Origin of the sequence: Streptomyces agglomeratus, assembly GCF_001746415.1 — a bacterium.
Lineage (GTDB): Bacteria > Actinomycetota > Actinomycetes > Streptomycetales > Streptomycetaceae > Streptomyces > Streptomyces agglomeratus.
In genome coordinates this window covers 3375095-3398154 of the sequence record NZ_MEHJ01000001.1, presented here as the reverse complement: position 1 = coordinate 3398154, position 23060 = coordinate 3375095, and the positions used below count along the sequence as shown (strand labels likewise).

Below are 23060 nucleotides of genomic sequence, written 5' to 3'. Positions count from 1 at the left end.
GGAGAACCTCACATCCCATGAAGGTCAAGCCGAGCGTCAAGAAGATCTGCGACAAGTGCAAGGTGATCCGCCGTCACGGCCGGGTCATGGTCATCTGCGAAAACCTGCGCCACAAGCAGCGCCAGGGCTGACGCACGACCCCCTGCATCTCGCAGAACTTCGCGCGACGCACGTAAAAACGTAATTACGCAGAACCCAGTGCCCACGGGTGCTGACACCTCCGGCGGAGGCCGGGGACCTGGTCCGTACCGCTCTCTTGATGAGGGTGGTCGGCGGCCACGGAGCGGTTCTGCGGAAGACCTCCGAGCAAACAGGAGCCATGAATGGCACGCCTTGAAGGCGTTGACCTCCCGCGCGAAAAGCGTATCGAGGTCGCCCTCACCTACGTCTTCGGCATCGGTCGTACCCGTGCCCAGGAGACTCTCGCCGCTACCGGCGTGAACCCCGACACGCGCGTCCGTGACCTCGGCGAGGAAGACCTCGTCAAGATCCGCGAGTACGTCGACGTCAACTTCAAGACCGAGGGTGACCTCCGTCGCGAGGTGCAGGCCGACATCCGCCGCAAGGTCGAGATCGGCTGCTACCAGGGTCTGCGTCACCGCCGCGGCCTGCCGGTCCACGGCCAGCGCACCAGCACGAACGCTCGTACCCGCAAGGGCCCGCGTCGCGCGATCGCCGGCAAGAAGAAGCCGGGCAAGAAGTAGTCCTCAGCCGGACGCACTGTGTGATCCGGGGGACACCCCCGGACCCCCAAGCGGTCTTCGCTGAGGACCGACCACCTCCCGTAGGAGTAATAGATGCCCCCCAAGGGTCGTCAGGGCGCTGTCAAGAAGGTGCGCCGCAAGGAAAAGAAGAACGTCGCTCATGGGCACGCCCACATCAAGAGCACGTTCAACAACACGATCGTCTCGATCACGGACCCCTCGGGCAACGTGATCTCCTGGGCCTCCGCCGGCCACGTCGGCTTCAAGGGCTCGCGCAAGTCCACCCCCTTCGCCGCGCAGATGGCCGCCGAGTCGGCCGCCCGCCGCGCGCAGGAGCACGGCATGCGCAAGGTTGACGTCTTCGTCAAGGGTCCCGGCTCCGGCCGTGAGACCGCGATCCGCTCCCTCCAGGCCACTGGCCTCGAGGTCGGCTCGATCCAGGACGTCACGCCCACCCCGCACAACGGCTGCCGCCCTCCCAAGCGCCGCCGCGTCTGACGCTTCGCGTCCGACTCTGGTTGTTGCAGTGCGCCCGGAGTGAAGACCGACCTTCACTTCCGATCGCGCTGTACTCGGGCGGTACGGTCCTTCGGGCCGTGCCGCCCGTACCCTTGTAACAGTTGGCATCAAATAGTGGGTGCCAAGACTGGAGGCATTTCTCATGCTTATCGCTCAGCGTCCGTCGCTGACCGAAGAGGTCGTCGACGAGTACCGCTCGCGGTTCGTGATCGAGCCCCTCGAGCCGGGCTTCGGTTACACCCTCGGCAACTCGCTTCGCCGTACGCTCCTCTCCTCGATCCCCGGTGCCGCTGTCACCAGCATCCGGATCGACGGCGTCCTGCACGAGTTCACCACCGTGCCGGGTGTCAAGGAGGACGTCACCGACCTCATCCTGAACATCAAGCAGCTGGTGGTTTCCAGCGAGCACGACGAGCCCGTCGTCATGTACCTGCGCAAGCAGGGACCGGGTCTGGTCACCGCTGCTGACATCGCCCCGCCGGCCGGCGTCGAGGTCCACAACCCGGACCTCGTTCTCGCGACGCTGAACGGCAAGGGCAAGCTGGAGATGGAGCTGACCGTCGAGCGCGGTCGCGGCTACGTCTCCGCCGTCCAGAACAAGCAGGTGGGCCAGGAGATCGGCCGTATTCCGGTCGACTCCATCTACTCGCCGGTGCTCAAGGTCACGTACAAGGTCGAGGCGACCCGTGTCGAGCAGCGCACCGACTTCGACAAGCTGATCGTCGACGTCGAGACCAAGCAGGCCATGCGCCCGCGTGACGCCATGGCGTCCGCCGGTAAGACCCTGGTCGAGCTGTTCGGTCTGGCGCGCGAGCTCAACATCGACGCCGAGGGCATCGACATGGGCCCGTCCCCCACGGACGCCGCCCTGGCCGCCGACCTGGCGCTGCCGATCGAGGAGCTCGAGCTCACCGTTCGTTCGTACAACTGCCTCAAGCGTGAGGGCATCCACTCCGTGGGTGAGCTCGTGGCGCGCTCCGAGGCCGACCTGCTCGACATCCGTAACTTCGGTGCGAAGTCGATCGACGAGGTCAAGGCGAAGCTGGCCGGCATGGGCCTGGCCCTCAAGGACAGCCCGCCCGGATTCGACCCGACCGCCGCCGCCGACGCCTTCGGCGCCGACGACGACGCGGACGCCGGTTTCGTCGAGACCGAGCAGTACTGATCAATCCGGTCCCGGCGGCGGGGTTCGTCCCCGCTCGCCGGACCGGCCTGATGCCGCCGGTGCGGGCTGTACGGCCCGCACCGGCGCACCAATGACTTTCGCGGGGCAGCCGCCTCGCGGGAACTGACACCGGTACCTGATACGGCCGGTGCAGACACAAGGAGAATCACCATGCCGCGTCCCGCAAAGGGTGCCCGTCTGGGCGGCAGCGCCGCGCACGAGCGTCTGCTTCTCGCCAACCTGGCGAAGTCGCTGTTCGAGCACGGCCGCATCACGACGACCGAGGCCAAGGCCCGCCGCCTGCGCCCCGTCGCCGAGCGTCTGGTCACCAAGGCGAAGAAGGGCGACATCCACAACCGTCGCCTGGTGCTGCAGACGATCACGGACAAGAGCGTCGTGCACACGCTCTTCACCGAGATCGCCCCGCGGTACGAGAACCGCCCCGGTGGTTACACCCGCATCACGAAGATCGGCAACCGTCGTGGCGACAACGCCCCGATGGCCGTCATCGAGCTGGTCGAGGCCCTGACCGTGGCGCAGCAGGCCACCGGTGAGGCCGAGGCCGCGACGAAGCGTGCGGTGAAGGAAGACGCAGCCAAGAAGGACGAGGCTGCCCAGGACGACGCTCCGGCCGCCGAGGCTGCCGAGGGCGAGTCCAAGGACGCCTGAGCGTTCTGACTCCACCGGGCGGGCCCGCATCACCCTTCGGGGCGGTGCGGGCCCGCTCTGTTTTTGCTGCTTTTGAGAGGATGCGCTGGTGAGCGAGGACATTGAGGGTGCGGCGCCGGGGTTCGTGCGGGTGCGGCTGGATCTCTCGTACGACGGCAAGGACTTTTCCGGGTGGGCGAAGCAGACCGAGCGGCGCACGGTCCAGGGCGAGCTGGAGAGCGCGCTGCGGACCGTGACGCGGTCCCCGCGCACGTACGAGCTGACGGTCGCCGGGCGTACGGACTCGGGCGTGCACGCGCGCGGCCAGGTCGCGCACGTCGACCTGCCCGAGGACGTGTGGGCGGAGCACCACGACAAGCTGCTGCGGCGGCTCGCGGGGCGGCTGCCGCACGACGTACGGGTCTGGAAGGTGGCCGAGGCTCCGGCGGGGTTCAACGCCAGGTTCGCGGCCGTGTGGCGGCGCTACGCGTACCGCGTGACGGACAACCCCGGGGGCGTCGACCCGCTGCTGCGCGGGCACGTGCTGTGGCACGACTGGCCCCTGGACGTCGACGCGATGAACCGGGCGGCCGCGCGGCTGGTCGGGGAGCACGACTTCGCGGCGTACTGCAAGCGGCGTGAGGGCGCGACGACCATCCGGACCTTGCAGCAGCTGAGCTGGGAGCGGGGAGCGGACGGGATCATCACCGCCACCGTGCGCGCCGATGCCTTCTGCCACAACATGGTGCGCTCGCTGGTGGGGGCGATGCTGTTCGTCGGCGACGGGCACCGGGACGCGGACTGGCCCGGAAAGGTGCTTGCGGCGGGCGAACGTGACTCGGCCGTCCATGTCGTACGCCCGCACGGGCTCACCCTGGAGGAAGTCGGCTACCCGGCCGACGACCTGCTGGCGGCGCGGGCCCGGCAGGCCCGCAACATGCGGACGCTGCCGGGGGCGCCGGCCGGCTCACTGGCCGGCGACGGCTGCTGCTGACGCCTGGGTCTTCCCGCGCTGGTGGATCTGGCGGAAGGTGAACTCCGCGAGGTCGTCGCTGGTCGTGTAGACGTCCTTGTCGGCCGTCGTCGCGTTCTTGCCGCTGGTGAAGCCGCTGACGGTGAAGTACGCGTAGCGGCCGTAGGCGTTGGCGGTCCTGAGGCAGACCGAGCCGCCCCGGCAGAACGTGGGAACGCCGCCGCCGGGGAGCGAGGCGAGTCCGCCGCTCGCCTGCTCCTTGGCCTTGGCGGCCTGGGCGGCGGTGTCGAAGACCGCGACGCCGACGGTGACGGCCACGCCGTCCTTGGAGTACGTCGCGCGGATGACCTGGTCGCAACCGTTGTTGGCGAGTACGCCGCCCAGCGCGCCCTGGGTCGCGGCGGAGCAGCTCGTGGTGGTGTTCGTCGCGCCCTTGGCGTACGCGCGGTCGCCCATCTTGAGCTTCTTGCCGGGGAAGAGGCTGTCGGCGCTCAGCGGGAGCGTGTCCTTCTTCGCGCTGGAGATGAAGTCCCTGGGGTTCGGCGGGGGCGGCGGCGCCTGCGAGGAGAAGGAGGGGCCGGGCTGGGCGGACTCGGTCGGCAGGGTCTCCGGCGTCGGCAGCTCGCTCGCGGAGTTGGTGTTGTCGGTGTTCGTGCCGCTGTTCGTCGTGACGACTGCTGTGGCGACGATCGCGCCGACCACGGCGGTCGCCAGGACGCCGCCGCCGATGTACATCCACCGCTTGCGGCGGGCGCGCGCGGCGGAGGCGTCGGCGAGCGCCGCCCAGTCCGGCGTGTCGGGTGCGGTGTGTGTTCCGTACGGATCCTGAGGGCTCTGCTGTCCCTCGGGGCCACCCCAGGAGGGCCCCCCTTGCCCAAAGCTCATGCCGCGCATCCTAATCCGGTTGGGTGATGCGGCGGACGGCGGCGACAATGCGGAGCATGGGACATCTTGAGGCCGCACACGTCGAGTACTACCTGCCGGACGGGCGGCCGTTGCTCGGTGACGTCTCCTTCCGGGTCGGGGAGGGCGCGGTCGTGGCCCTGGTCGGGCCGAACGGAGCGGGCAAGACGACGCTGCTCCGGCTGATCTCGCGGCAGTTGCAGCCGCACGGCGGGTCCGTGACGGTCAGCGGCGGGCTCGGCGTGATGGGCCAGTTCGTGGGGTCGGTGCAGGACGAGCGGACCGTGCGTGACCTGCTGGTCTCGGTGTCCCCGGAGCGGATCCGGGAGGCGGCCGCCGCCGTCGACCAGGCCGAGCACAAGATCCTGACGGTGGACGACGAGAAGGCGCAGATGGCCTACGCGCAGGCGCTGTCCGACTGGGCGGAGGCCGGCGGGTACGAGGCCGAGACCGTCTGGGACATGTGCTCCATGGCGGCGCTGGGGATCGAGTACGACAAGGCGCAGTTCCGCGAGGTGCGCACGCTCAGCGGCGGTGAGCAGAAGCGGCTCGTACTGGAGGCGCTGCTGCGGGGCCCCGACGAGGTGCTGCTGCTCGACGAGCCGGACAACTACCTGGACGTGCCGGGCAAGCGATGGCTGGAGGAGCGGCTGAAGGAGACCCGTAAGACGGTCTTCTTCGTGTCGCACGACCGCGAGCTGCTGTCGCGGGCCGCCGACAAGATCGTGAGCCTGGAGCCGGGGGCCACGGGGGCCGACGCGTGGGTGCACGGCGCCGGCTTCGCCACCTTCCACGAGGCGCGGGCGGAGCGGTTCGCGCGGTTCGAGGAGCTGCTGCGCCGGTGGGAGGAGGAGCGCGCGCGACTCAAGGCGCTGGTGCTGAGGCTGCGCGGACAGGCCGCGATCAGCCCCGACATGGCCTCGCGGTACCGGGCCATGCGGACCCGGTTCGAGAAGTTCGAGGAGGCGGGCCCTCCGCCGGAGCCGCCGCGCAAGCAGGACATCCGGATGCGGCTGCGCGGCGGGCGCACCGGGGTGCGGGCCGTGGTGTGCGAGGGGCTGGAGCTCACCGGGCTGATGAAGCCGTTCGACCTGGAGGTCTACTACGGGGAGCGGGTCGCCGTGCTCGGGTCGAACGGCTCGGGCAAGTCGCACTTCCTGCGGCTGCTCGCCGGGGAGGACGTCCGGCACACGGGGCAGTGGAAGCTGGGCGCGCGGGTGGTCGCCGGGCACTTCGCGCAGACCCACGCGCATCCCGAGCTGGTCGGCCGGACGCTCGTCGACATCCTGTGGTCCGAGCACTCCAAGGACCGGGGCGGGGCGATGGGGGCGCTGCGCCGGTACGAGCTGGAGCGCCAGGGCGACCAGGCGTTCGACCGGCTGTCGGGTGGGCAGCAGGCGCGGTTCCAGATCCTGCTGATGGAGCTGGAGGGGACGACCGCGCTGCTGCTGGACGAGCCGACGGACAACCTCGACCTGGAGTCCGCCGAGGCGCTCCAGGAGGGGCTGGACGCGTACGACGGGACGGTGCTGGCCGTGACGCACGACCGGTGGTTCGCGAAGTCCTTCGACCGGTACCTGGTCTTCGGTTCGGACGGGGTCGTACGGGAGACGACGGAGCCGGTGTGGGACGAGCGGCGGGTCGAGCGGGCGCGCTAGGTGTTCTGTCTCGGGAGGTTGTGGACGGGTGAGCGAGGTCTCGGCTGAGGGATCTTGAAATGGGTGAGGGCCTTCCGGTTCGGTGTGGATTGCGACGTCTACACCAACAGAAAGGCCCTCGTGCCCCACCGTAATGCACCCCTGACCGAGACCGGCCGTCTGCGTCTGGCCCGCTGTGTGGTCGAGGACGGCTGGCCCCTGCGCCGTGCCGCCGAACGCTTCCAGGTCTCGCCCACCACCGCCCAGCGCTGGGCCGACCGCTACCGGACGTTCGGCGAAGCAGGCATGAGCGACCGCTCCAGTCGCCCGCGCATCAGCCCGCGCAGGACCCCGACCCGCACCGAGCGGCGCATCATCAAGGTCCGCGTCCTGCGCCGCTGGGGGCCGGCCCGCATCGCGCACTTGCTGCGGCTGGTGCCCTCGACCGTGCACCGGGTGCTGACCCGCTACGGCCTGGCCCGCCTCACGCACCTGGACCGGGCCACCGGCCGTGTCATACGCCGCTACGAACGCGAGCGGCCCGGCGAACTCGTCCACGTCGACATCAAGAAGCTCGGCAACATCCCCGACGGCGGCGGACACAAGATCCTGGGCCGCCAAGCGGGCCGCAAGACCCGCTCGAACGCCGGCTACAGCTACCTGCACACCGCCGTCGACGACCACTCCCGCCTCGCCTACAGCGAGATCCACACCGACGAGCAGAAGCAAACCGCCACCGGCTTCTGGACCCGCGCCCAGGCATTCTTCACCCAGGCCGGGATCACCGTCGAGCGCGTCCTGACCGACAACGGCTCCTGCTACCGCTCACGCGACTGGCGCGACCTGCTGGCAGCGGCCGGGATCGCCCACAAACGAACCCGGCCCTACCGGCCGCAGACCAACGGCAAGGTCGAACGCTTCAACCGCACCCTGCTCGATGAGTGGGCCTACGCCGCCCCTACCGCAGCGAGCAGGAACGACGCGACGCCTTCCCCCGGTGGCTACACACCTACAATCACCACCGCGGACACACCGCGCTGAAAGGCCAACCACCCGCCAGCCGCGTCCCCAACCTCTCAAGGCAATACAGCTAGGGCCGCCCGCGTCGCGGCGGCGGGGCGCCTGCTCCGCCGGGCCGTTTTGACCCGTACGGGGGCAGGCGGGTAGGCTTCCAGTTCGTTATGCGTATTGGCTTGGTCGTTCTCACGCGAGGGGCCCTTACGCCGGTCCACCGGGCCGATGACCAGCGGCAGGCAGACGGGTTGCGTCCCCGGATGCCGCCAAGGCTGTCGTGATCGTCCCAGTGGCCTTGTCAGGACCCACTCACTGAAGAAGCGAAGGCTACGACCGTGCGTACGTACAGCCCCAAGCCCGGCGATGTCACGCGCCAGTGGCACATCATCGACGCGCAGGACATCGTCCTGGGCCGTCTGGCGACGACTGCCGCCACCCTCCTGCGGGGCAAGCACAAGGCGATCTACGCCCCGCACATGGACATGGGTGACTTCGTCATCATCGTCAACGCCGACAAGGTTCACCTGTCCGGCAACAAGAAGACCCAGAAGATGGCGTACCGCCACTCCGGTTTCCCGGGTGGTCTGCGCTCCGTTCGTTACGACGAGCTGCTGGCGAAGAACCCCGAGAAGGCCGTCGAGAAGGCCATCAAGGGCATGATCCCCAAGAACACCCTGGGTCGCCAGATGCTCTCGAAGCTGAAGGTCTACGCAGGTCCCGAGCACCCGCACGCTGCCCAGCAGCCGGTGCCGTTCGAGATCACCCAGGTCGCGCAGTAGTTCCGGCCACACCCCCTAAGAACGAAAGAAATCTGAGGAGAATCGTGGCCGAGACCACTGTTGAGACGCCCGTCGAGGGTTCCGAGGCCGAAGAGACCTTCGCCGAGGTGACCACCTTCGAGTCCGAGGTTCCCGTCGAGGGCGAGTACACCAGCGAGTCCCTCGCGGGCCGTTTCGGTGACCCGCAGCCGGCGGCCGGCCTTGGCCGTCGCAAGAACGCCATCGCCCGCGTCCGGATCGTTCCGGGCACCGGCAAGTGGAAGATCAACGGGCGTACGCTCGAGGACTACTTCCCGAACAAGGTTCACCAGCAGGAAGTCAACGAGCCCTTCAAGGTGCTCGAGCTCGACGGCCGCTACGACGTCATCGCCCGCATCGCGGGTGGCGGCGTTTCCGGTCAGGCCGGTGCGCTCCGCCTCGGTGTCGCCCGTGCGCTGAACGAGGCGGACGTGGAGAACAACCGCCCGGCGCTGAAGAAGGCCGGCTTCCTCTCCCGCGACGACCGTGCGGTCGAGCGCAAGAAGGCCGGTCTCAAGAAGGCCCGTAAGGCGCCGCAGTACAGCAAGCGCTAATCCGCCTGCTCGCCCGTATCAAGACGTTCGCCCCGGCGGCACATTGTGTGCTGTCGGGGCGTTCGTTTATCGCTTTGCAGCCTTGCATTTTCGGAGCATTTTCGGAGGACACCAGTGGGACGACTCTTCGGCACTGACGGTGTGCGCGGTGTCGCCAACGCGGACCTGACGGCGGAGCTCGCGCTCGGCCTGTCGGTCGCGGCGGCGCACGTACTCGCCGAGGCGGGCACCTTCGCGGGACATCGGCCGACCGCCGTGGTCGGACGCGATCCGCGTGCGTCGGGGGAGTTTCTGGAGGCCGCCGTCGTGGCGGGTCTGGCGAGCGCGGGCGTCGACGTGCTGCGGGTGGGCGTGCTGCCCACGCCGGCGGTGGCGTACCTGACGGGCGCGCTCGGTGCCGACCTGGGAGTGATGCTCTCCGCGAGCCACAACGCGATGCCGGACAACGGTGTCAAGTTCTTCGCGCGCGGCGGTCACAAGCTCGCCGACGAGCTGGAGCACCGGATCGAGGCCGTGTACGAGCAGCACCGGTCCGGGGAGCCGTGGGCCCGGCCGACCGGTGCGGGCGTCGGCCGCGTCTCCGACTACGACGCGGGCTTCGACCAGTACATCGCGCACCTGATCGGTGTACTGCCGAACCGGCTCGACGGGGTCAAGGTCGTACTGGACGAGGCGCACGGGGCGGCCTCCCGGGTGTCGCCGGAGGCCTTCGCGCGGGCCGGCGCCGAGATCGTCACCATCGGTGCCGATCCCGACGGGCTGAACATCAACGACGGATGCGGCTCCACGCACCTGGAGATGCTCCAGGCCGCCGTCGTCGAGCACGGCGCCGACCTCGGGATCGCCCACGACGGGGACGCCGACCGGTGCCTGGCCGTGGACGCCGAGGGCCGTGAGGTCGACGGGGACCAGATCCTCGCCGTACTCGCCCTCGCCATGCGCGAGGCCGGTCAGCTGCGCAAGAACACCGTCGTCGGCACCGTCATGTCGAACCTCGGCTTCAAGCTGGCGATGGAGCGCGAGGGCATCGAGCTCGTGCAGACGGCCGTCGGCGACCGGTACGTACTGGAGTCGATGAAGGCCGAGGGGTACGCCCTGGGCGGCGAGCAGTCCGGGCACGTGATCGTGCTGGACCACGCCACCACGGGCGACGGCACCCTGACGGGCCTGATGCTGGCCGCGCGGGTGGCCGCCACCGGGCGTACGCTCGCGGACCTCGCCGGGGTCATGAGCCGGCTGCCGCAGATCCTGATCAACGTGCCCGACGTCGACAAGTCGCGCGTCACCACCTCCGCCGAGCTGGCGGCCGCCGTCGCCGACGCCGAGCGCGAGCTGGGTGCCACGGGGCGGGTACTGCTGCGTTCGTCGGGCACCGAGCCGCTCGTGCGCGTCATGGTCGAGGCGGCCGACATCGAGCAGGCGAAGGCGGTCGCCGGGCGGCTCGCCGACGTGGTGAAGTCCGCGCTCGGCTAACCGCTCGTGCGCGCCGTGCGCTCACGCTGCTTCGCCCAGAAGTATTTCTGGGCGAGCAGCGTGAGCGTTCCGGCGACGACGATGCCCAACAGGTTGAGCAAGAGCTGCTCGGACGAGCCCTTGGTCTGGCTCAGGTCGCCGTAAGCCAGCGCCACGGCGGCATTGGCCGCGGCCGGGACCGTCGTCACCGAGATGGCCACGCCGACCATGGCACCGGCCTTGGCCGAGGTGAGGGACAGCATTCCGGCCGAGCCCGCCAGTACCGCAACGACGAACGAGAACCAGTCCGGGGCGTAGATGAAGCCCGTGTTGGGGCGGGCGGCGTTGAGCTTCTCCTCGGTGAACAGGTGGGTCGCGTCCATGAAGAGGCTGAACACGACCGTCACCGCCATCGCCGCCGCGAAGCCCACGATCAGCGCGGTGAACGAGCGCCAGGCCAGGCGCGGCGCGCGCTGCACCACCGCCGTGCAGAATCCGGCCAGCGGGCCGAACTCCGGGCCCACCGCCATCGCGCCGACGATCAGGATCGCGTTGTCGAGCACCACACCGCAGGCCGCGATCATCGTCGCCAGCGACAGGAACGCGATGTAGGTGACGGAGAGCGTCGACTCCTCGTGCGTCGCGTCCGACAGGTGCTCCCACAGCACGGCGTCCGCGCCCTCGCCCGGCGCGTCCTTCTCCGCCCGGTCGGCCCGCCGGGACAGCGACAGGTCGATGTTCTCGACGGCGATCGATCCGCACTCGTCGATGCCCAGCGCGCGCAGCGAGTTGATGAGGTCGTCGCCCGCCTCGCGCGCGACGTCGCACATGATGAGGTCGCCCCGGGGGTCGCGGGCCGCTCCGGGGACCACGGCGAGGTGCGTCGTGCCGACCGTCTTCTCGACCGTACGGACGACTTCGTCGGTGCGGTCGGCGGGGACGATCAGGCGCAGGTGAAGCACGGGGCGTACTCCTCAGAGTTTGCGGAGCGAGAGGCGCTTGACCTTGTGGTCGGGGCCCTTGCGCACCACCAGCGTGGCACGGCCGCGTGTCGGCGCCACGTTCTCCAGCAGGTTCGGCTTGTTGATGGTCCGCCACATCGTACGGGCGTAGTCGAGGGCCTCTTCCTCCGAGACCTGGGTGTACTTCGTGAAGTACGAGGAGGGGTCCTGGAAGGCCGTCGCGCGCAGCTTGCGGAAGCGGTTGAGGTACCAGGTCTCGATGTCCTCGGCGCGGGCGTCGACGTACACGCTGAAGTCGAAGTAGTCGGCGAGACCGACCCGGGTGCGGCCGTCCTTGCCGGGGAGGGCCGGCTGGAGGACGTTCAGCCCCTCGACGATCAGGATGTCGGGGCGGCGGACCGTGAGGCGCTCGCCCGGCACGATGTCGTAGATCAGGTGGGAGTAGACGGGCGCGGTGACCTCGTCCTTGCCGGCCTTGATGTCGGCGACGAAGCGGGTCAGGGCGCGGCGGTCGTACGACTCGGGGAAGCCCTTGCGGGACAGCAGTCCTCGACGCTTGAGCTCCTCCATCGGGTACAGGAAGCCGTCGGTGGTGAGCAGCTCGACGTGCGGGTGCTCGGGCCAGCGGGCCAGCAGGGCCTGGAGCAGCCGGGCGACGGTCGACTTGCCCACGGCGACGCTGCCCGCGACCCCTATGACGAAGGGGGTGCCGCGCTGGGAGCCGTGGCCGTTGGCCGGGTCGCCGAGGAAGGTGTTCAGGGCGCCGCGCAGGCCGGAGGTCGCCTGTACGTACAGATTGAGCAGGCGGGACAGCGGGAGGTAGACGTCGCGCACCTCGTCGAGGTCGATGACGTCGCCCAGGCCGCGGAGCTGTTCGAGCTCCTCCGCCGTCAGGGGCAGCGGCGTCTTCTCGCGCAGCGCACTCCACTCCGCCCGCGTCAGGTCCAGGTACGGCGAGGCGTCGGGCCGACGCTGGGCGCTTCGTGGCGGCGAAGTGATCACCTCAACATTGTCGGGTGTGCGGGGGCGTCGTGGGTGGTGTGCTCGGTCACGTGGGGGGCTCGGCCGTAGGGTGCGGACATGTGCGGAATCGTGGGGTACGTCGGCGGGCAGTCGGCGCTTGATGTTGTCGTCGCGGGACTGAAGCGCCTCGAATACCGGGGCTACGACTCGGCGGGCGTGGCAGTCCTCGCCGACGGCGGGCTGGCCGCGGGGAAGAAGGCGGGCAAGCTCGTCAACCTGGAGAAGGAGCTCGTGGGGCGGCCGCTGCCGGCCGGGGGCACGGGCATCGGACACACCCGGTGGGCCACGCACGGCGGGCCCACCGACACCAACGCGCACCCGCATCTGGACAACGCGGGGCGCGTCGCCGTGGTGCACAACGGGATCATCGAGAACTTCGCTGCGCTGCGCGACGAGCTCGCCGAGCGCGGGCACGAGCTGGTGTCGGAGACCGACACCGAGGTCGTGGCGCATCTGCTCGCCGAGTCGTTCTCCTCGTGCGGGGACCTGGCGGAGTCGATGCGGCTGGTGTGCCGGCGGCTCGACGGGGCGTTCACGCTCGTCGCCGTGCACGCGGACGAGCCGGACGTGGTGGTGGGGGCGCGGCGGAACTCGCCGCTGGTGGTCGGGGTGGGGGAGGGCGAGGCGTTCCTCGCCTCCGATGTCGCCGCGTTCATCGCGCACACCCGCTCCGCGATCGAGCTGGGGCAGGACCAGGTCGTCGAGCTGCGGCGGGACGAGAGCGGGGGCAAGGGCGGCGGCAGCGCCGGGGTGTCCGTCTCGGTCACCGACTTCCACGGCGCGCCCGGGAAGGCGCGGTCCTACCACATCGACTGGGACTCCTCCGCCGCCGAGAAGGGCGGCTACGACTACTTCATGCTGAAGGAGATCGCCGAGCAGCCGAAGGCGGTCGCCGACACGCTGCTGGGGCGGATCGACGGCGCCGGCTCGCTGCGGCTCGACGAGGTGCGGATCCCCGATTCCGTACTGCGGGAAGTCGACAAGATCGTGGTGGTCGCCTGCGGGACCGCCTTCCATGCCGGGATGATCGCGAAGCTGGCGATCGAGCACTGGACGCGGATTCCCTGCGAGACCGAGCTGGCGAGCGAATTCCGGTACCGCGACCCGATTCTCGACTCACGGACGCTCGTGATCGCGATCTCGCAGTCCGGCGAGACCATGGACACGCTGATGGCGCTGCGGCACGCGCGGGAGCAGGGCGCGAAGGTGCTGGCCGTGTGCAATACGAACGGGTCGACCATTCCCCGCGAGTCGGACGCCGTCCTCTACACGCACGCTGGGCCCGAAGTCGCCGTCGCGTCCACGAAGGCGTTCCTGACGCAGCTGGTCGCCTGCTACCTGGTCGCGCTGTATCTGGCGCAGGTGCGCGGGGCCAAGTGGGGGGACGAGGTCCGGGGCGTGGTGCGCGAGCTGTCCGAGATCTCGGGCGAGGTGGAGCGGGTCCTGGAGACGATGGAGCCGGTACGGGAGCTGGCCCGGTCGCTGGCGGACAAGAACACGGTGCTTTTCCTGGGGCGGCATGTGGGGTACCCGGTCGCCCTGGAAGGTGCGCTCAAGCTGAAGGAGCTCGCGTACATGCATGCGGAGGGGTTCGCCGCGGGTGAGCTGAAGCACGGGCCCATCGCGCTCATCGAGCACGATGTGCCGGTGGTCGTCGTCGTTCCCTCCCCCCGGGGGCGCTCCGTTCTGCACGAGAAGATCGTGTCGAACATCCAGGAGATCCGGGCGCGGGGGGCGCGGACGATCGTGATCGCGGAGGAGGGGGACGAGTCCGTTGTCCCCTACGCGGACCATCTGATCTGGATTCCCGCCACGCCGACGCTCCTTCAGCCGCTGGTCTCCACCGTGCCGTTGCAGGTCTTCGCGTGCGAGCTGGCGACCGCCCGGGGCAACGAGGTCGATCAGCCCCGGAACCTGGCCAAGTCAGTGACGGTGGAGTGAGCGTGATCATTGGTGTGGGGATCGACGTCGCCGAGATCGAGCGCTTCCGGGCGTCGATGGAGCGTACGCCGCAGATGGCTGAACGGCTGTTCCTGCCGAGTGAGTTGAACCTGCCGAGCGGCGACCGGCGGGGCATCGCCTCGCTCGCCGCCCGGTTCGCGGCGAAGGAGGCCCTGGCGAAGGCGCTGGGCGCGCCCGCCGGGCTGCACTGGACGGACGCGGAGGTGTACGTGGAGGACAGCGGGCAGCCGCGGCTGCGGGTGAGCGGGACGGTACTGGCGCGGGCGGAGGCGCTCGGGGTGCGGTCGTGGCACGTGTCGCTCAGTCACGACGCGGGGATCGCTTCGGCGGTGGTCGTCGCGGAGGGGTGAGGGCCGGAGGCGGGTGCGGCGACTGCCGATGGCTGTGGGTTGTGAGCTGAGGGCCGAGGCCGAGGGCGTGGGTTGAGGGCTGTGGGCTGCTTCCGGTGGGGGCTCGTTCCGGCTGAGTGTTCCTCCTGGCGGAGGGCGAAGGGTGAGGTGTTCTTCTGATGCGTGCCGCCTATGGCGTGGAGACCGTACGGACCGCCGAGCGTGAGCTGATGGCGCGGCTCCCCGAGGGCGCGCTCATGCAGCGGGCCGCGGCGGGGCTCGCCGCGGTGTGCGCGGGGCTGCTGGGGCGGGTGTACGGCTCGCGGGTCGTCCTCCTCGTCGGGAGCGGCGACAACGGGGGCGACGCGCTGTACGCCGGGGCGCGGCTCGCCCGGCGGGGCGCGGGCGTCGCCGCCGTACTGCTCGACGCCGGGCGCGCGCACCGGGGCGGGCTGGCGGCGCTGCGGGCGGCGGGCGGCTCCGTGGCGGGGGACGCGACGGCCGCTCTCGCGCGGGCCGACCTCGTGGTCGACGGGATCACCGGGATCGGCGGGCGGGGCGGTCTGCGGGACGCCGCTGTGCCGCTCGCGCGGGCCGCGCGGGAATCCGGGGCGGTCGTCGTCGCCGTGGACCTGCCCAGCGGGACCGAGGCGGACAGCGGGGAGGTGCGGGGGGAGTGCGTGCGGGCCGATGTCACGGTGACGTTCGGTACGTACAAGCCGGGGCTGCTCGTCGACCCCGCCCGGGAGTACGCGGGGGCCGTGCGGCTCATCGAACTGGGGCTGGACCTCGGCGCGGTGGAGGCGGATGTCGAGGCGCTCCAGCACGCGGATGTCGCCGCGCTCCTGCCGGCCCCGGGGGCCGGGAGCGACAAGTACCGGCGCGGGGTGGTGGGCGTCGTGGCGGGCTCGAAGCGGTATCCGGGGGCGGCGGTGCTGGCCGTCGCGGGCGCGCTGCGGGGCGGGGCCGGGGCGGTGCGGTACGTCGGGCACGGTGCGGACGCGGTCATCGCGCGCTTCCCGGAGGCACTGGTGCACGCGGGGCCGCCGTCCGAGGCCGGGCGGGTGCAGGCGTGGGTGATCGGGCCGGGGCTGGGCGAGGACGCGGGCGGGGCGCTGGGGGACGTACTGGCGTCCGACGTGCCGGTGCTCGTCGACGCCGACGGGCTGCGTCCGCTGGAGCCGGAGATGGTGCGCGGGCGCGACGCGCCGACGCTGCTGACGCCGCACGCGGGGGAAGCGGCCGCGCTGCTCGGGGTGTCGCGGGAGGAAGTGGAGGCGGGGCGGCTGGTCGCGGTGCGGGAGCTGGCCGCGCTGTACGGGGCCACGGTGCTGCTGAAGGGTTCCACGACCCTGGTCGCGCCTGCGGGCGGCACGGGCGCCGGGTTCGCGGCGCGGCCGGTGCGGGTGAATCCGACGGGCACGCCCTGGCTGGCCACGGCGGGGAGCGGGGATGTGCTGTCCGGGCTGGCGGGGGCGCTGCTGGCGGCGGGGCTCGGGGCGATGGACGCGGGATCGGCCGCGGCGTACCTGCACGGGCTGGCGGGGCGGCTGGCGGCGGGCGGGGCTCCCGTGGGGGCGATGGACGTGGCGGACGCGCTGCCGGGGGCCTGGCGCGGGGTTGTGGGGCGGGGGCGCACCGCTCCGGGGACGCCGTCCGGGACGGTGTGATCCGGGCGCGTTACGGTCACGGACGAAGCCCGCGCCCGCCCGCACCTCCCGCTTCGCGCCCCGGACAGCGCCCCCGACAGGGCATCGGACAGGGCATCGGACAGCCCCTGACGGAGCACCCCGCGCGGCCCCGCCCCTCGCCTCGTCGGACCCCCGGCCCCCGTCCGGCGGGAAGGCGAGTGGACGAGCGCGGCGCCGGTGCGGGAGGCGACCCGTGGCTGTCGTACGGCTCTGAGACACTTGGCGCGATGACCGCGATGAGCCATACCCCCATGCGAGCCCGCGCCGAGATCGACCTGGCGGCCCTGCGAGCCAACGTGCGGGCTTTGCGTGCCCGCGCCGCGGGGGCCCAGTTGATGGCCGTGGTGAAGTCGGACGCGTACGGCCACGGCGCTGTGCGGTGTGCCCGCGCGGCCCTCGACGCGGGGGCGACCTGGCTGGGGACGGCGACGCCCGAAGAGGCTCTGGCTCTGCGCGCCGCCGGGTTCGACGGGCCGCTGATGTGCTGGCTGTGGACCCCCGGCGGGCCGTGGCGCGAGGCCATCGAGGCCGGCATCGACGTGTCCGTGAGCGGGATGTGGGCGCTGCGCGAAGTGGTGGAGGCGGCGCGTTCCGCCGGGCAGGTCGCCCGCGTACAGCTGAAGGCCGACACCGGCCTCGGGCGCAACGGGTGCCAGCCGGCCGACTGGCCCGAGCTGGTGCGCCACGCCCTGGAGGCGGACGAGGTCCGGGTCACCGGCCTTTGGTCGCACTTCGCCTGTGCCGACGAGCCCGGGCACCCCTCGATCGATGTCCAGCTCGGCGTTTTCCGGGACCTCGTCGACTACGCCGAGAAGGCCGGGGCCGAGCCCGAGGTCCGGCACATCGCCAACTCACCCGCGACGCTGACCCTGCCCGGCACGCACTTCGATCTCGTACGGACCGGCATCGCCATGTACGGCGTCTCCCCGAGCCCCGAACTCGGCACGCCCGCCGACTTCGGGCTGCGGCCCGTCATGACGCTCGCCGCGTCGGTGGCGCTGGTCAAGCGGGTGCCGGAGGGCCACGGCGTCAGTTACGGGCACCACTACGTAACGGCGCGGGAGACGACGCTCGGGCTGATCCCCGTCGGGTACGCCGACGGCATTCCGCGCCACGCCTCCGGCACCGGGCCCGTGCTCGTCGGCGGCAAGTGGCGGCGGGTCGCCGGGCGGGTCGCCATGGACCAGTTCGTGGTCGACCTCGGCGGTGACACGGTGGAGCCGGGGGACGAGGCGGTGCTGTTCGGTCCGGGCGACCGGGGGGAGCCGACCGCCGAGGACTGGGCGCAGGCCGCGGGCACGATCGCGTACGAGATTGTCACCCGCATCGGATCGCGGGTACCACGCGTCTATGTGAACGAGGACCCCGACAGCTAGGAGAGCGGCACCGTGAGCGAGAGCAGCGCGCCCGGCGTGGCGGAGGTGGCGGCAGAGGCCGCGACCACCGCCGTCGGCAACTGGCGCCGGGCGGGTGTGGCCGGCACCGCGATAGGTGTGGTCGCGGCGGGCGCCGCCGCCGGTGTCGCTCTGGAGCGGCTGACCGTCGGACGCGGCATGCGGAAGAAGGCGCGGCTGGCGCTGGACGCCTCCGGACCGTACGGAGCTCTGCGCGGAATGCCGGGGCAGGCCGTGGCCGACGACGGGACCGAGATCTACTACGAAGTGGACGAGGTGGAGGCGGACGGCGCCTCGTCCGGTCCTCGCCGGCGCCGGCTCTTCGGGCGCCGCACGCCGGCTCCGGTCACCGTCGTCTTCAGCCACGGCTTCTGCCTGAGCCAGGACTCGTGGCACTTCCAGCGGGCGGCGCTGCGGGGTGTCGTACGGACCGTGCACTGGGACCAGCGCAGCCACGGCCGCTCGGCGCGCGGCGCGGCCCAGGGGCGCGGTGTCGCGGTCGACATCGAGCAGCTGGGCCGCGATCTCAGAGCCGTCATCGACGCGGCCGCGCCCGAGGGACCGCTGGTCCTGGTGGGGCACTCGATGGGCGGCATGACGGTGATGGCCCTGGCCGACCAGTACCCGGAGCTCATCCGTGAGCGGGTCGTGGGCGCTGTTTTCGTCGGTACGTCGTCGGGGAGGCTCGGCGAGGTCAATTTCGGGCTGCCGGTGGCGGGCGTGAACGCCGTACGCCGGGTCCTGCCGCGTGTGCTGCGGGCCCTCGGTACGCAGGCGGAGATCGTCGAGCGCGGACGGCGGGCCACGGCGGACCTGTTCGCCGGGCTGATCAAGCGGTACTCGTTCGGCTCCAAGGACGTGGACCCGGCGGTCGCGCGGTTCGCGGAGCGGCTGATCGAGGGGACACCGATCGACGTGGTCGCGGAGTTCTATCCGGCGTTTACCGATCACGACAAGGCGGAGGCGCTGGAGATCTTCGCCGAGGTGCCGGTGCTCGTGCTCGCGGGCGACAAGGATCTGGTGACGCCCAGCGAGCACAGCGAGGGCATCGCGGACCTGCTGCCCGATGCCGAACTGGTGATAGTGCCGGACGCCGGCCATCTGGTCATGCTGGAGCACCCCGAGGTGGTCACCGACCGGCTCGCGGACCTGCTGGCGCGGGTCGGCGCCGTACCGGCAGCCGCTAACGTTGGGACGTATGGAAGCACCGCACAGCCCGGCGGCTGATGTCACCGCCGTTCTCACCGTCCACACGCCCGAACTGATGCAGGAGTTCGGGCGCCGGCTCGCCGCAGTGCTGCGGCCCGGCGATCTCGTGCTGCTCACCGGCGAGCTCGGCGCGGGCAAGACGACGCTGACGCGCGGGCTCGGCGAGGGACTCGGGGTACGCGGAGCCGTGACCTCTCCCACATTCGTCATCGCGCGCGTCCACCCCTCGCTGACCGGCGGTCCGGCCCTGGTGCACGTCGACGCGTACCGCCTGGGCGGCGGGCTCGACGAGATGGAGGACCTCGACCTCGACGTCTCGCTGCCGGACTCGGTCGTGGTGGTCGAGTGGGGTGACGGGAAGGTCGAGGAGCTGTCCGACGACCGGCTCCACGTGGTCATCCACCGGGCTGTGGGGGACACCGACGACGAGCTGCGTCAGGTGACGGTGCGCGGCGTCGGCGCGCGCTGGGCCGGCGAGGACCTGGCCGCGCTGGGCGTCTGACGTCCGTACGTTCCGACAAGACGTCGGCAAGATGTTGCGCCGGTGAGGCCGGGCGTGGTCACATGGGTACCGAGACTGGTTAGGTCTACCTAACCACGCCTGCTCAACCGGAGCCCAGGAGGCATCCATGCCGGCTTCAGAACGCGACGCGACCCGGCCTCTCTCCATGCACGACCTGCTGGCCTCGTGCGCGGCAGCCACAGCGGTCTCCACACCGCCGAGAGAGCGGCCGCTGGAGGACGAGGCGCCCGAGGAGCCTGCCGACGAGCACACGGCGCGGCAGCGCGACGCCGCGTAGCTGTCCTGGGGGCGGCGCGCGCCGCCTGGTGCGCGGGGACGCCGACCGGCTCTCTTCACGGACGCCGCGTAGCTCTTACGAGCGTATTTACGGGACGACTACGACCTTCACGCCGACCGTCGCGAAGCTCCACAGCGCGTCGCCGTCGGGGCGCAGCATGCGGACGCCGCCGGTCTTGCTCTTCGGGTCCGGGCTCGGAATCGTCCCGTCGACCGCGGCGCTGAAGCCGATCGGCACGCCCTCGACCGTCGCGAACCGTACGACGTGTTCGACCTCCACGCCGTCGGAGCCGGTGATGACCCCCGAGCGGGAGCCCACCGCGTACGTGCCGGGCGGCGGGCTGACCGTGCTCGGCGCGACCTGGAACGTCCTGGTGGCCTTGCCCGCGCCGTTCACCAGCCACACCCGCCGCTCGGCCAGCGAGTAGACGACGCGCGTTCCCGTGCCCGACTGGGCCGGAACGGCGAGTACGTCCTTCGGCTTGGCCGGTGCCTTGGGCGGGTTCGTGGCGTGCGCCGCGGGCTTCTTGCCGGAGCCGGCCGCGGCGAGCCGGTCGGGCGAGGGGGCGTTCGCCGACGCCTGGTAGGCGAGGAAGGCGACCGCCGCCACGGCTGCCGCGGTGAGCCCGGCCACGATTCCCGAGCTGCTCCTAGCCACCTTGCTCCACCTCATGTTCGTACCACGCGCGTATTTGTGGTGACGGTAGCAGCAGGAGGCGGGAGGGACGGGGGACGCAGGGCTCCCCGAGCGCGGGCCGTAGGCTGTTTGTGTGCTCCTGCTCGCCGTTGATACCGCCACCCCAGCCGTCACCGTCGCCCTCCACGACGGTGAGTCCGTCGTCGCCGAAGCCGGCCAGGTCGACGCCCGCCGTCACGGGGAGCTGCTGCTGCCCACCGTCGACCGGGTGCTCGCCGAAGCCGGTCTGAAACTCGATGCCGTGACGGGGGTGGTCGTCGGCGTCGGCCCCGGCCCGTACACCGGCCTGCGCGTCGGGCTCGCGACGGCCGAGACCTTCGGCCTCGTGCTCGGAGTGCCGGTCCACGGCCTGTGCACCCTGGACGGACTCGCGTACGCCGCCGGGCTCACCGGCCCCTTCGCCGTGGCCACCGACGCGCGCCGCAAGGAGGTCTACTGGGCGCGCTACGACGACGCCCGCACCCGCGTGTCCGAGCCCGCCGTCGACCGGCCCGCCGACATCGCGGAGCAGCTCGCGGACCTGCCGGTGGTCGGCTCCGGGGCGCTCCTCTACCCCGAGGCGTTCGGGGACGCGCGCGGCCCCGAGCACCAGTCGGCGGGCGCGCTGGCGTCGCTGGCCGCCGAGAAGCTCGCGGCGGGGGAGCCGTTCCTGCCGCCGCTGCCGCTGTACCTCCGCCGCCCCGACGCGCAGGTCCCGAAGAACTACAAGGTGGTCACTCCCAAGTGACCGCGGTGCTGAGGGAAATGCGCTGGTGGGACCTCGATCCGGTGCTCGCACTGGAACGGGAGCTGTTCCCCGAGGACGCCTGGTCGCCCGGCATGTTCTGGTCCGAGCTGGCGCACGCGCGCGGACCGGGGGCGACCCGCCGCTATGTGGTGGCCGAGGAGGCGGGCCGCGTCGTCGGGTACGCCGGACTCGCCGCCGCCGGGGGGCTCGGCGACGTACAGACCATCGCCGTAGCGAAGGACCAGTGGGGGACCGGGCTCGGGTCCCGGCTGCTCACCGACCTGCTGGGACACGCGACCGCGTTCGAATGCGCCGAGGTGCTCCTCGAAGTGCGCGTCGACAACACCCGCGCGCAGAAGCTGTACGAGCGCTTCGGCTTCGAGCCGATCGGCTTCCGGCGCGGCTACTACCAGCCCGGCAACATCGACGCGCTCGTGATGCGGCTGACGACGACGACCGACCCGGCGGACCCCGCCGCCTCCGTACAAGGAACCGAGATTCACCATGGCTGACGAACCGCTCGTCCTCGGCATCGAGACCTCCTGCGACGAGACCGGCGTCGGGATCGTGCGCGGTACGACGCTGCTCGCCGACGCGATCGCGTCGAGCGTCGACGAGCACGCCCGCTTCGGCGGTGTGGTCCCGGAGGTCGCCTCGCGCGCGCACCTGGAGGCGATGGTCCCGACGATCGAGCGCGCGCTGAAGGAGGCCGGGGTCGCCGCCTCCGACCTGGACGGCATCGCGGTGACGGCCGGTCCCGGGCTCGCCGGGGCGCTGCTGGTGGGGGTGTCGGCGGCCAAGGCGTACGCGTACGCGCTCGGGAAGCCGCTGTACGGCGTGAACCACCTGGCCTCGCACATCTGCGTCGACCAGCTGGAGCACGGCCCGCTGCCCGAGCCCACGATGGCGCTGCTGGTGAGCGGCGGGCACTCGTCGCTGCTGCTCGCCCCCGACATCACCAGCGACGTACGGCCGATGGGCGCGACGATCGACGACGCGGCGGGCGAGGCGTTCGACAAGATCGCGCGGGTGCTGGACCTGGGCTTCCCCGGCGGCCCCGTCATCGACCGGCTCGCCCGCGAGGGCGACCCGAAGGCGATCGCCTTCCCGCGCGGGCTGACCGGCCCGCGCGACGCGGCGTACGACTTCTCCTTCTCGGGGCTCAAGACGTCGGTGGCGCGGTGGATCGAGGCCAAGCGCAGCGCGGGCGAGGAGGTACCGGTGCGCGATGTGGCGGCGTCCTTCCAGGAGGCGGTCGTCGACGTGCTGACCCGGAAGGCGGTGCGGGCCTGCAAGGACGAGGGCGTCGACCACCTGATGATCGGCGGCGGCGTGGCCGCGAACTCCCGGCTGAGGGCGCTCGCGCTGGAGCGGTGCGAGCGGGCCGGCATCAGGCTGCGGGTGCCGAGGCCGGGGCTGTGCACGGACAACGGGGCGATGGTGGCGGCCCTCGGCGCGGAGATGGTCGCGCGGGGCCGGGCGGCGTCGGACTGGGACCTGTCGGCGGACTCCTCGCTGCCGGTCACCGAGCCGCACGTACCGGGCGCCGCTCATGGCCACGACCACGATCACGTGCACGAGATCAGCAAGGACAACCTCTACTCATGACCGTCGCGCTGATGTGGGAGGCCCGCGCCGCCGAGGGGCGGGGCGAGGAACTGCTGGAGTGGGCGCGGGCGCGGGCGCGGGCCCTGGCGGCGGAGCCGGTGCGACGGGAGATCCTGCGGGCCCCGCAGGACCGGGTGCTCGTACTGACGTGGTGGGACGCGGAGTACGACGCCGTGCTTCCGGAACTGCCGGAGCCCGATGCCGGGTTGCTCGCGCGGCCGGTCCACCGTTGGCGCTTCGAGGCGGTCGAAGGGGCCTGAGCCGGCCTTTGCGGCACTGGTCCTCCGGGGCGC

General features: G+C 71.4%; 25 protein-coding genes and 1 pseudogene. 22 read left to right on the top strand and 4 right to left on the bottom strand.

The window, feature by feature from the left end:
* Window positions 1-17: 17 nt before the first annotated feature.
* The 6 genes from rpmJ (at window position 18) to truA (ending at window position 4030) form a co-directional block, all read left to right on the top strand.
* Window positions 18-131, top strand: coding sequence for a 50S ribosomal protein L36 (rpmJ, locus tag AS594_RS14455; RefSeq protein WP_009740505.1), 114 nt, complete (start codon window positions 18-20; stop codon window positions 129-131).
* 192 nt (window positions 132-323) lie between these two features.
* Window positions 324-704 (top strand): 30S ribosomal protein S13, encoded by a 381-nt coding sequence (gene rpsM, locus AS594_RS14450; RefSeq protein ID WP_069927439.1) that lies wholly within the window; start codon window positions 324-326, stop codon window positions 702-704.
* A gap of 93 nt (window positions 705-797) precedes the next feature.
* Entirely contained in the window at window positions 798-1202 is a 405-nt protein-coding gene (rpsK, locus tag AS594_RS14445; protein ID WP_017949643.1) for a 30S ribosomal protein S11, read from the top strand.
* A gap of 163 nt (window positions 1203-1365) precedes the next feature.
* Window positions 1366-2388 carry a DNA-directed RNA polymerase subunit alpha gene (locus AS594_RS14440; protein ID WP_003956430.1) on the top strand — a complete coding sequence of 341 codons (1023 nt, stop codon included), beginning with the start codon at window positions 1366-1368 and terminating at the stop codon, window positions 2386-2388.
* Between the two features lie 171 nt (window positions 2389-2559).
* On the top strand, window positions 2560-3057 hold the full coding sequence (gene rplQ / locus AS594_RS14435) for a 50S ribosomal protein L17 (protein ID WP_028812355.1): 498 nt from the start codon (window positions 2560-2562) through the stop codon (window positions 3055-3057).
* An 88-nt stretch (window positions 3058-3145) separates the two neighbouring features.
* On the top strand, window positions 3146-4030 hold the full coding sequence (gene truA, locus AS594_RS14430; protein ID WP_069935120.1) for a tRNA pseudouridine(38-40) synthase TruA: 885 nt from the start codon (window positions 3146-3148) through the stop codon (window positions 4028-4030).
* Here the strand turns inward: truA and AS594_RS14425 are convergent.
* A complete protein-coding gene (locus AS594_RS14425; RefSeq protein WP_069927437.1) occupies window positions 4004-4894 on the bottom strand; it encodes a hypothetical protein in 891 nt (296 codons plus the stop codon). The genes truA and AS594_RS14425 overlap by 27 nt on opposite strands.
* A gap of 47 nt (window positions 4895-4941) precedes the next feature.
* Between AS594_RS14425 and AS594_RS14420 the strand changes: the two genes are divergently transcribed.
* The 5 genes and pseudogenes from AS594_RS14420 to glmM all read left to right on the top strand — a co-directional run bounded on the left by AS594_RS14420 (window position 4942) and on the right by glmM (window position 10387).
* Entirely contained in the window at window positions 4942-6570 is a 1629-nt protein-coding gene (locus AS594_RS14420) for an ABC-F family ATP-binding cassette domain-containing protein (RefSeq protein WP_069927436.1), read from the top strand.
* Window positions 6571-6690: 120 nt separating this feature from the next.
* Window positions 6691-7643 (top strand): annotated as a pseudogene (locus tag AS594_RS14415) (IS481 family transposase).
* Between the two features lie 255 nt (window positions 7644-7898).
* Window positions 7899-8342: a 50S ribosomal protein L13 gene (gene rplM, locus AS594_RS14410; protein ID WP_069927435.1), complete on the top strand. Its 444-nt coding sequence runs from the start codon at window positions 7899-7901 to the stop codon at window positions 8340-8342.
* A gap of 44 nt (window positions 8343-8386) precedes the next feature.
* Window positions 8387-8914: a 30S ribosomal protein S9 gene (rpsI, locus tag AS594_RS14405; protein WP_069927434.1), complete on the top strand. Its 528-nt coding sequence runs from the start codon at window positions 8387-8389 to the stop codon at window positions 8912-8914.
* A gap of 114 nt (window positions 8915-9028) precedes the next feature.
* The gene (gene glmM, locus AS594_RS14400; protein ID WP_069927433.1) at window positions 9029-10387 is read left to right on the top strand and encodes a phosphoglucosamine mutase; all 1359 of its coding nucleotides are present in this window, start codon (window positions 9029-9031) and stop codon (window positions 10385-10387) included.
* On the opposite strand, the gene AS594_RS14395 is transcribed toward glmM, so the two are convergent.
* Together AS594_RS14395 and coaA are read right to left on the bottom strand one after the other, a co-directional pair.
* A complete protein-coding gene (locus tag AS594_RS14395; RefSeq protein WP_069927432.1) occupies window positions 10384-11328 on the bottom strand; it encodes a DUF389 domain-containing protein in 945 nt (314 codons plus the stop codon). The genes glmM and AS594_RS14395 overlap by 4 nt on opposite strands.
* Window positions 11329-11340: 12 nt before the next feature.
* Window positions 11341-12330: a type I pantothenate kinase gene (gene coaA, locus AS594_RS14390; protein WP_069927431.1), complete on the bottom strand. Its 990-nt coding sequence runs from the start codon at window positions 12328-12330 to the stop codon at window positions 11341-11343.
* 78 nt (window positions 12331-12408) lie between these two features.
* Here coaA and glmS point away from each other — a divergent pair, with 78 nt between their 5' ends.
* The 7 genes from glmS (at window position 12409) to AS594_RS44675 (ending at window position 19736) form a co-directional block, all read left to right on the top strand.
* Complete coding sequence (gene glmS / locus AS594_RS14385) at window positions 12409-14292, top strand: glutamine--fructose-6-phosphate transaminase (isomerizing) (protein WP_069935119.1); 1884 nt, start codon at window positions 12409-12411, stop codon at window positions 14290-14292.
* 2 nt (window positions 14293-14294) lie between these two features.
* Window positions 14295-14663: a holo-ACP synthase gene (locus AS594_RS14380; protein ID WP_079144595.1), complete on the top strand. Its 369-nt coding sequence runs from the start codon at window positions 14295-14297 to the stop codon at window positions 14661-14663.
* Window positions 14664-14821: 158 nt separating this feature from the next.
* Window positions 14822-16312 (top strand): bifunctional ADP-dependent NAD(P)H-hydrate dehydratase/NAD(P)H-hydrate epimerase, encoded by a 1491-nt coding sequence (locus AS594_RS14375; protein WP_069927429.1) that lies wholly within the window; start codon window positions 14822-14824, stop codon window positions 16310-16312.
* 257 nt (window positions 16313-16569) lie between these two features.
* On the top strand, window positions 16570-17709 hold the full coding sequence (gene alr, locus AS594_RS14370; RefSeq protein ID WP_176733208.1) for an alanine racemase: 1140 nt from the start codon (window positions 16570-16572) through the stop codon (window positions 17707-17709).
* A 12-nt stretch (window positions 17710-17721) separates the two neighbouring features.
* Window positions 17722-18954 (top strand): alpha/beta fold hydrolase, encoded by a 1233-nt coding sequence (locus tag AS594_RS14365; RefSeq protein WP_069927428.1) that lies wholly within the window; start codon window positions 17722-17724, stop codon window positions 18952-18954.
* Window positions 18926-19438 carry a tRNA (adenosine(37)-N6)-threonylcarbamoyltransferase complex ATPase subunit type 1 TsaE gene (tsaE, locus tag AS594_RS14360; protein WP_069927427.1) on the top strand — a complete coding sequence of 171 codons (513 nt, stop codon included), beginning with the start codon at window positions 18926-18928 and terminating at the stop codon, window positions 19436-19438. Before AS594_RS14365 ends, tsaE begins: the two co-directional genes overlap by 29 nt.
* A 127-nt stretch (window positions 19439-19565) precedes the next feature.
* Window positions 19566-19736 (top strand): hypothetical protein, encoded by a 171-nt coding sequence (locus AS594_RS44675; protein ID WP_167368022.1) that lies wholly within the window; start codon window positions 19566-19568, stop codon window positions 19734-19736.
* A gap of 87 nt (window positions 19737-19823) precedes the next feature.
* Here the strand turns inward: AS594_RS44675 and AS594_RS14355 are convergent, their stop codons facing one another.
* Window positions 19824-20408, bottom strand: coding sequence for a hypothetical protein (locus tag AS594_RS14355; RefSeq protein WP_420877785.1), 585 nt, complete (start codon window positions 20406-20408; stop codon window positions 19824-19826).
* Between the two features lie 97 nt (window positions 20409-20505).
* Between AS594_RS14355 and tsaB the strand changes: the two genes are divergently transcribed.
* Genes tsaB through AS594_RS14335 form a run of 4 tightly spaced genes read left to right on the top strand, consistent with a single transcriptional unit; the run spans window position 20506 to window position 23027 of the window.
* Window positions 20506-21159: a tRNA (adenosine(37)-N6)-threonylcarbamoyltransferase complex dimerization subunit type 1 TsaB gene (gene tsaB, locus AS594_RS14350; protein ID WP_069927425.1), complete on the top strand. Its 654-nt coding sequence runs from the start codon at window positions 20506-20508 to the stop codon at window positions 21157-21159.
* 17 nt (window positions 21160-21176) lie between these two features.
* The gene (rimI, locus tag AS594_RS14345; RefSeq protein ID WP_069927424.1) at window positions 21177-21671 is read left to right on the top strand and encodes a ribosomal protein S18-alanine N-acetyltransferase; all 495 of its coding nucleotides are present in this window, start codon (window positions 21177-21179) and stop codon (window positions 21669-21671) included.
* Entirely contained in the window at window positions 21664-22767 is a 1104-nt protein-coding gene (gene tsaD, locus AS594_RS14340) for a tRNA (adenosine(37)-N6)-threonylcarbamoyltransferase complex transferase subunit TsaD (protein WP_069927423.1), read from the top strand. The genes rimI and tsaD overlap by 8 nt, the downstream gene beginning before the upstream one ends.
* Complete coding sequence (locus AS594_RS14335) at window positions 22764-23027, top strand: hypothetical protein (protein WP_069927422.1); 264 nt, start codon at window positions 22764-22766, stop codon at window positions 23025-23027. The genes tsaD and AS594_RS14335 overlap by 4 nt, the downstream gene beginning before the upstream one ends.
* Window positions 23028-23060 lie beyond the last annotated feature (33 nt).

Bases quoted from the DNA above. Each gene is read 5' to 3' on its own strand.
- AS594_RS14425 (WP_069927437.1), bottom strand. From the start codon at position 4,894: ATGAGCTTTGGGCAAGGGGGGCCCTCCTGGGGTGGCCCCGAGGGACAG.
- rimI (WP_069927424.1), top strand. From the start codon at position 21,177: ATGCGCTGGTGGGACCTCGATCCGGTGCTCGCACTGGAACGGGAGCTG.
- rpsM (WP_069927439.1), top strand. From the start codon at position 324: ATGGCACGCCTTGAAGGCGTTGACCTCCCGCGCGAAAAGCGTATCGAG.
- AS594_RS14440 (WP_003956430.1), top strand. From the start codon at position 1,366: ATGCTTATCGCTCAGCGTCCGTCGCTGACCGAAGAGGTCGTCGACGAG.
- rpsK (WP_017949643.1), top strand. From the start codon at position 798: ATGCCCCCCAAGGGTCGTCAGGGCGCTGTCAAGAAGGTGCGCCGCAAG.
- AS594_RS14355 (WP_420877785.1), bottom strand. From the start codon at position 20,408: ATGAGGTGGAGCAAGGTGGCTAGGAGCAGCTCGGGAATCGTGGCCGGG.
- AS594_RS14335 (WP_069927422.1), top strand. From the start codon at position 22,764: ATGACCGTCGCGCTGATGTGGGAGGCCCGCGCCGCCGAGGGGCGGGGC.
- alr (WP_176733208.1), top strand. From the start codon at position 16,570: ATGAGCCATACCCCCATGCGAGCCCGCGCCGAGATCGACCTGGCGGCC.
- rpmJ (WP_009740505.1), top strand. From the start codon at position 18: ATGAAGGTCAAGCCGAGCGTCAAGAAGATCTGCGACAAGTGCAAGGTG.
- tsaD (WP_069927423.1), top strand. From the start codon at position 21,664: ATGGCTGACGAACCGCTCGTCCTCGGCATCGAGACCTCCTGCGACGAG.
- tsaE (WP_069927427.1), top strand. From the start codon at position 18,926: ATGGAAGCACCGCACAGCCCGGCGGCTGATGTCACCGCCGTTCTCACC.
- glmS (WP_069935119.1), top strand. From the start codon at position 12,409: ATGTGCGGAATCGTGGGGTACGTCGGCGGGCAGTCGGCGCTTGATGTT.
- AS594_RS14420 (WP_069927436.1), top strand. From the start codon at position 4,942: ATGCGGAGCATGGGACATCTTGAGGCCGCACACGTCGAGTACTACCTG.
- AS594_RS44675 (WP_167368022.1), top strand. From the start codon at position 19,566: ATGCCGGCTTCAGAACGCGACGCGACCCGGCCTCTCTCCATGCACGAC.
- AS594_RS14375 (WP_069927429.1), top strand. From the start codon at position 14,822: ATGCGTGCCGCCTATGGCGTGGAGACCGTACGGACCGCCGAGCGTGAG.
- rplQ (WP_028812355.1), top strand. From the start codon at position 2,560: ATGCCGCGTCCCGCAAAGGGTGCCCGTCTGGGCGGCAGCGCCGCGCAC.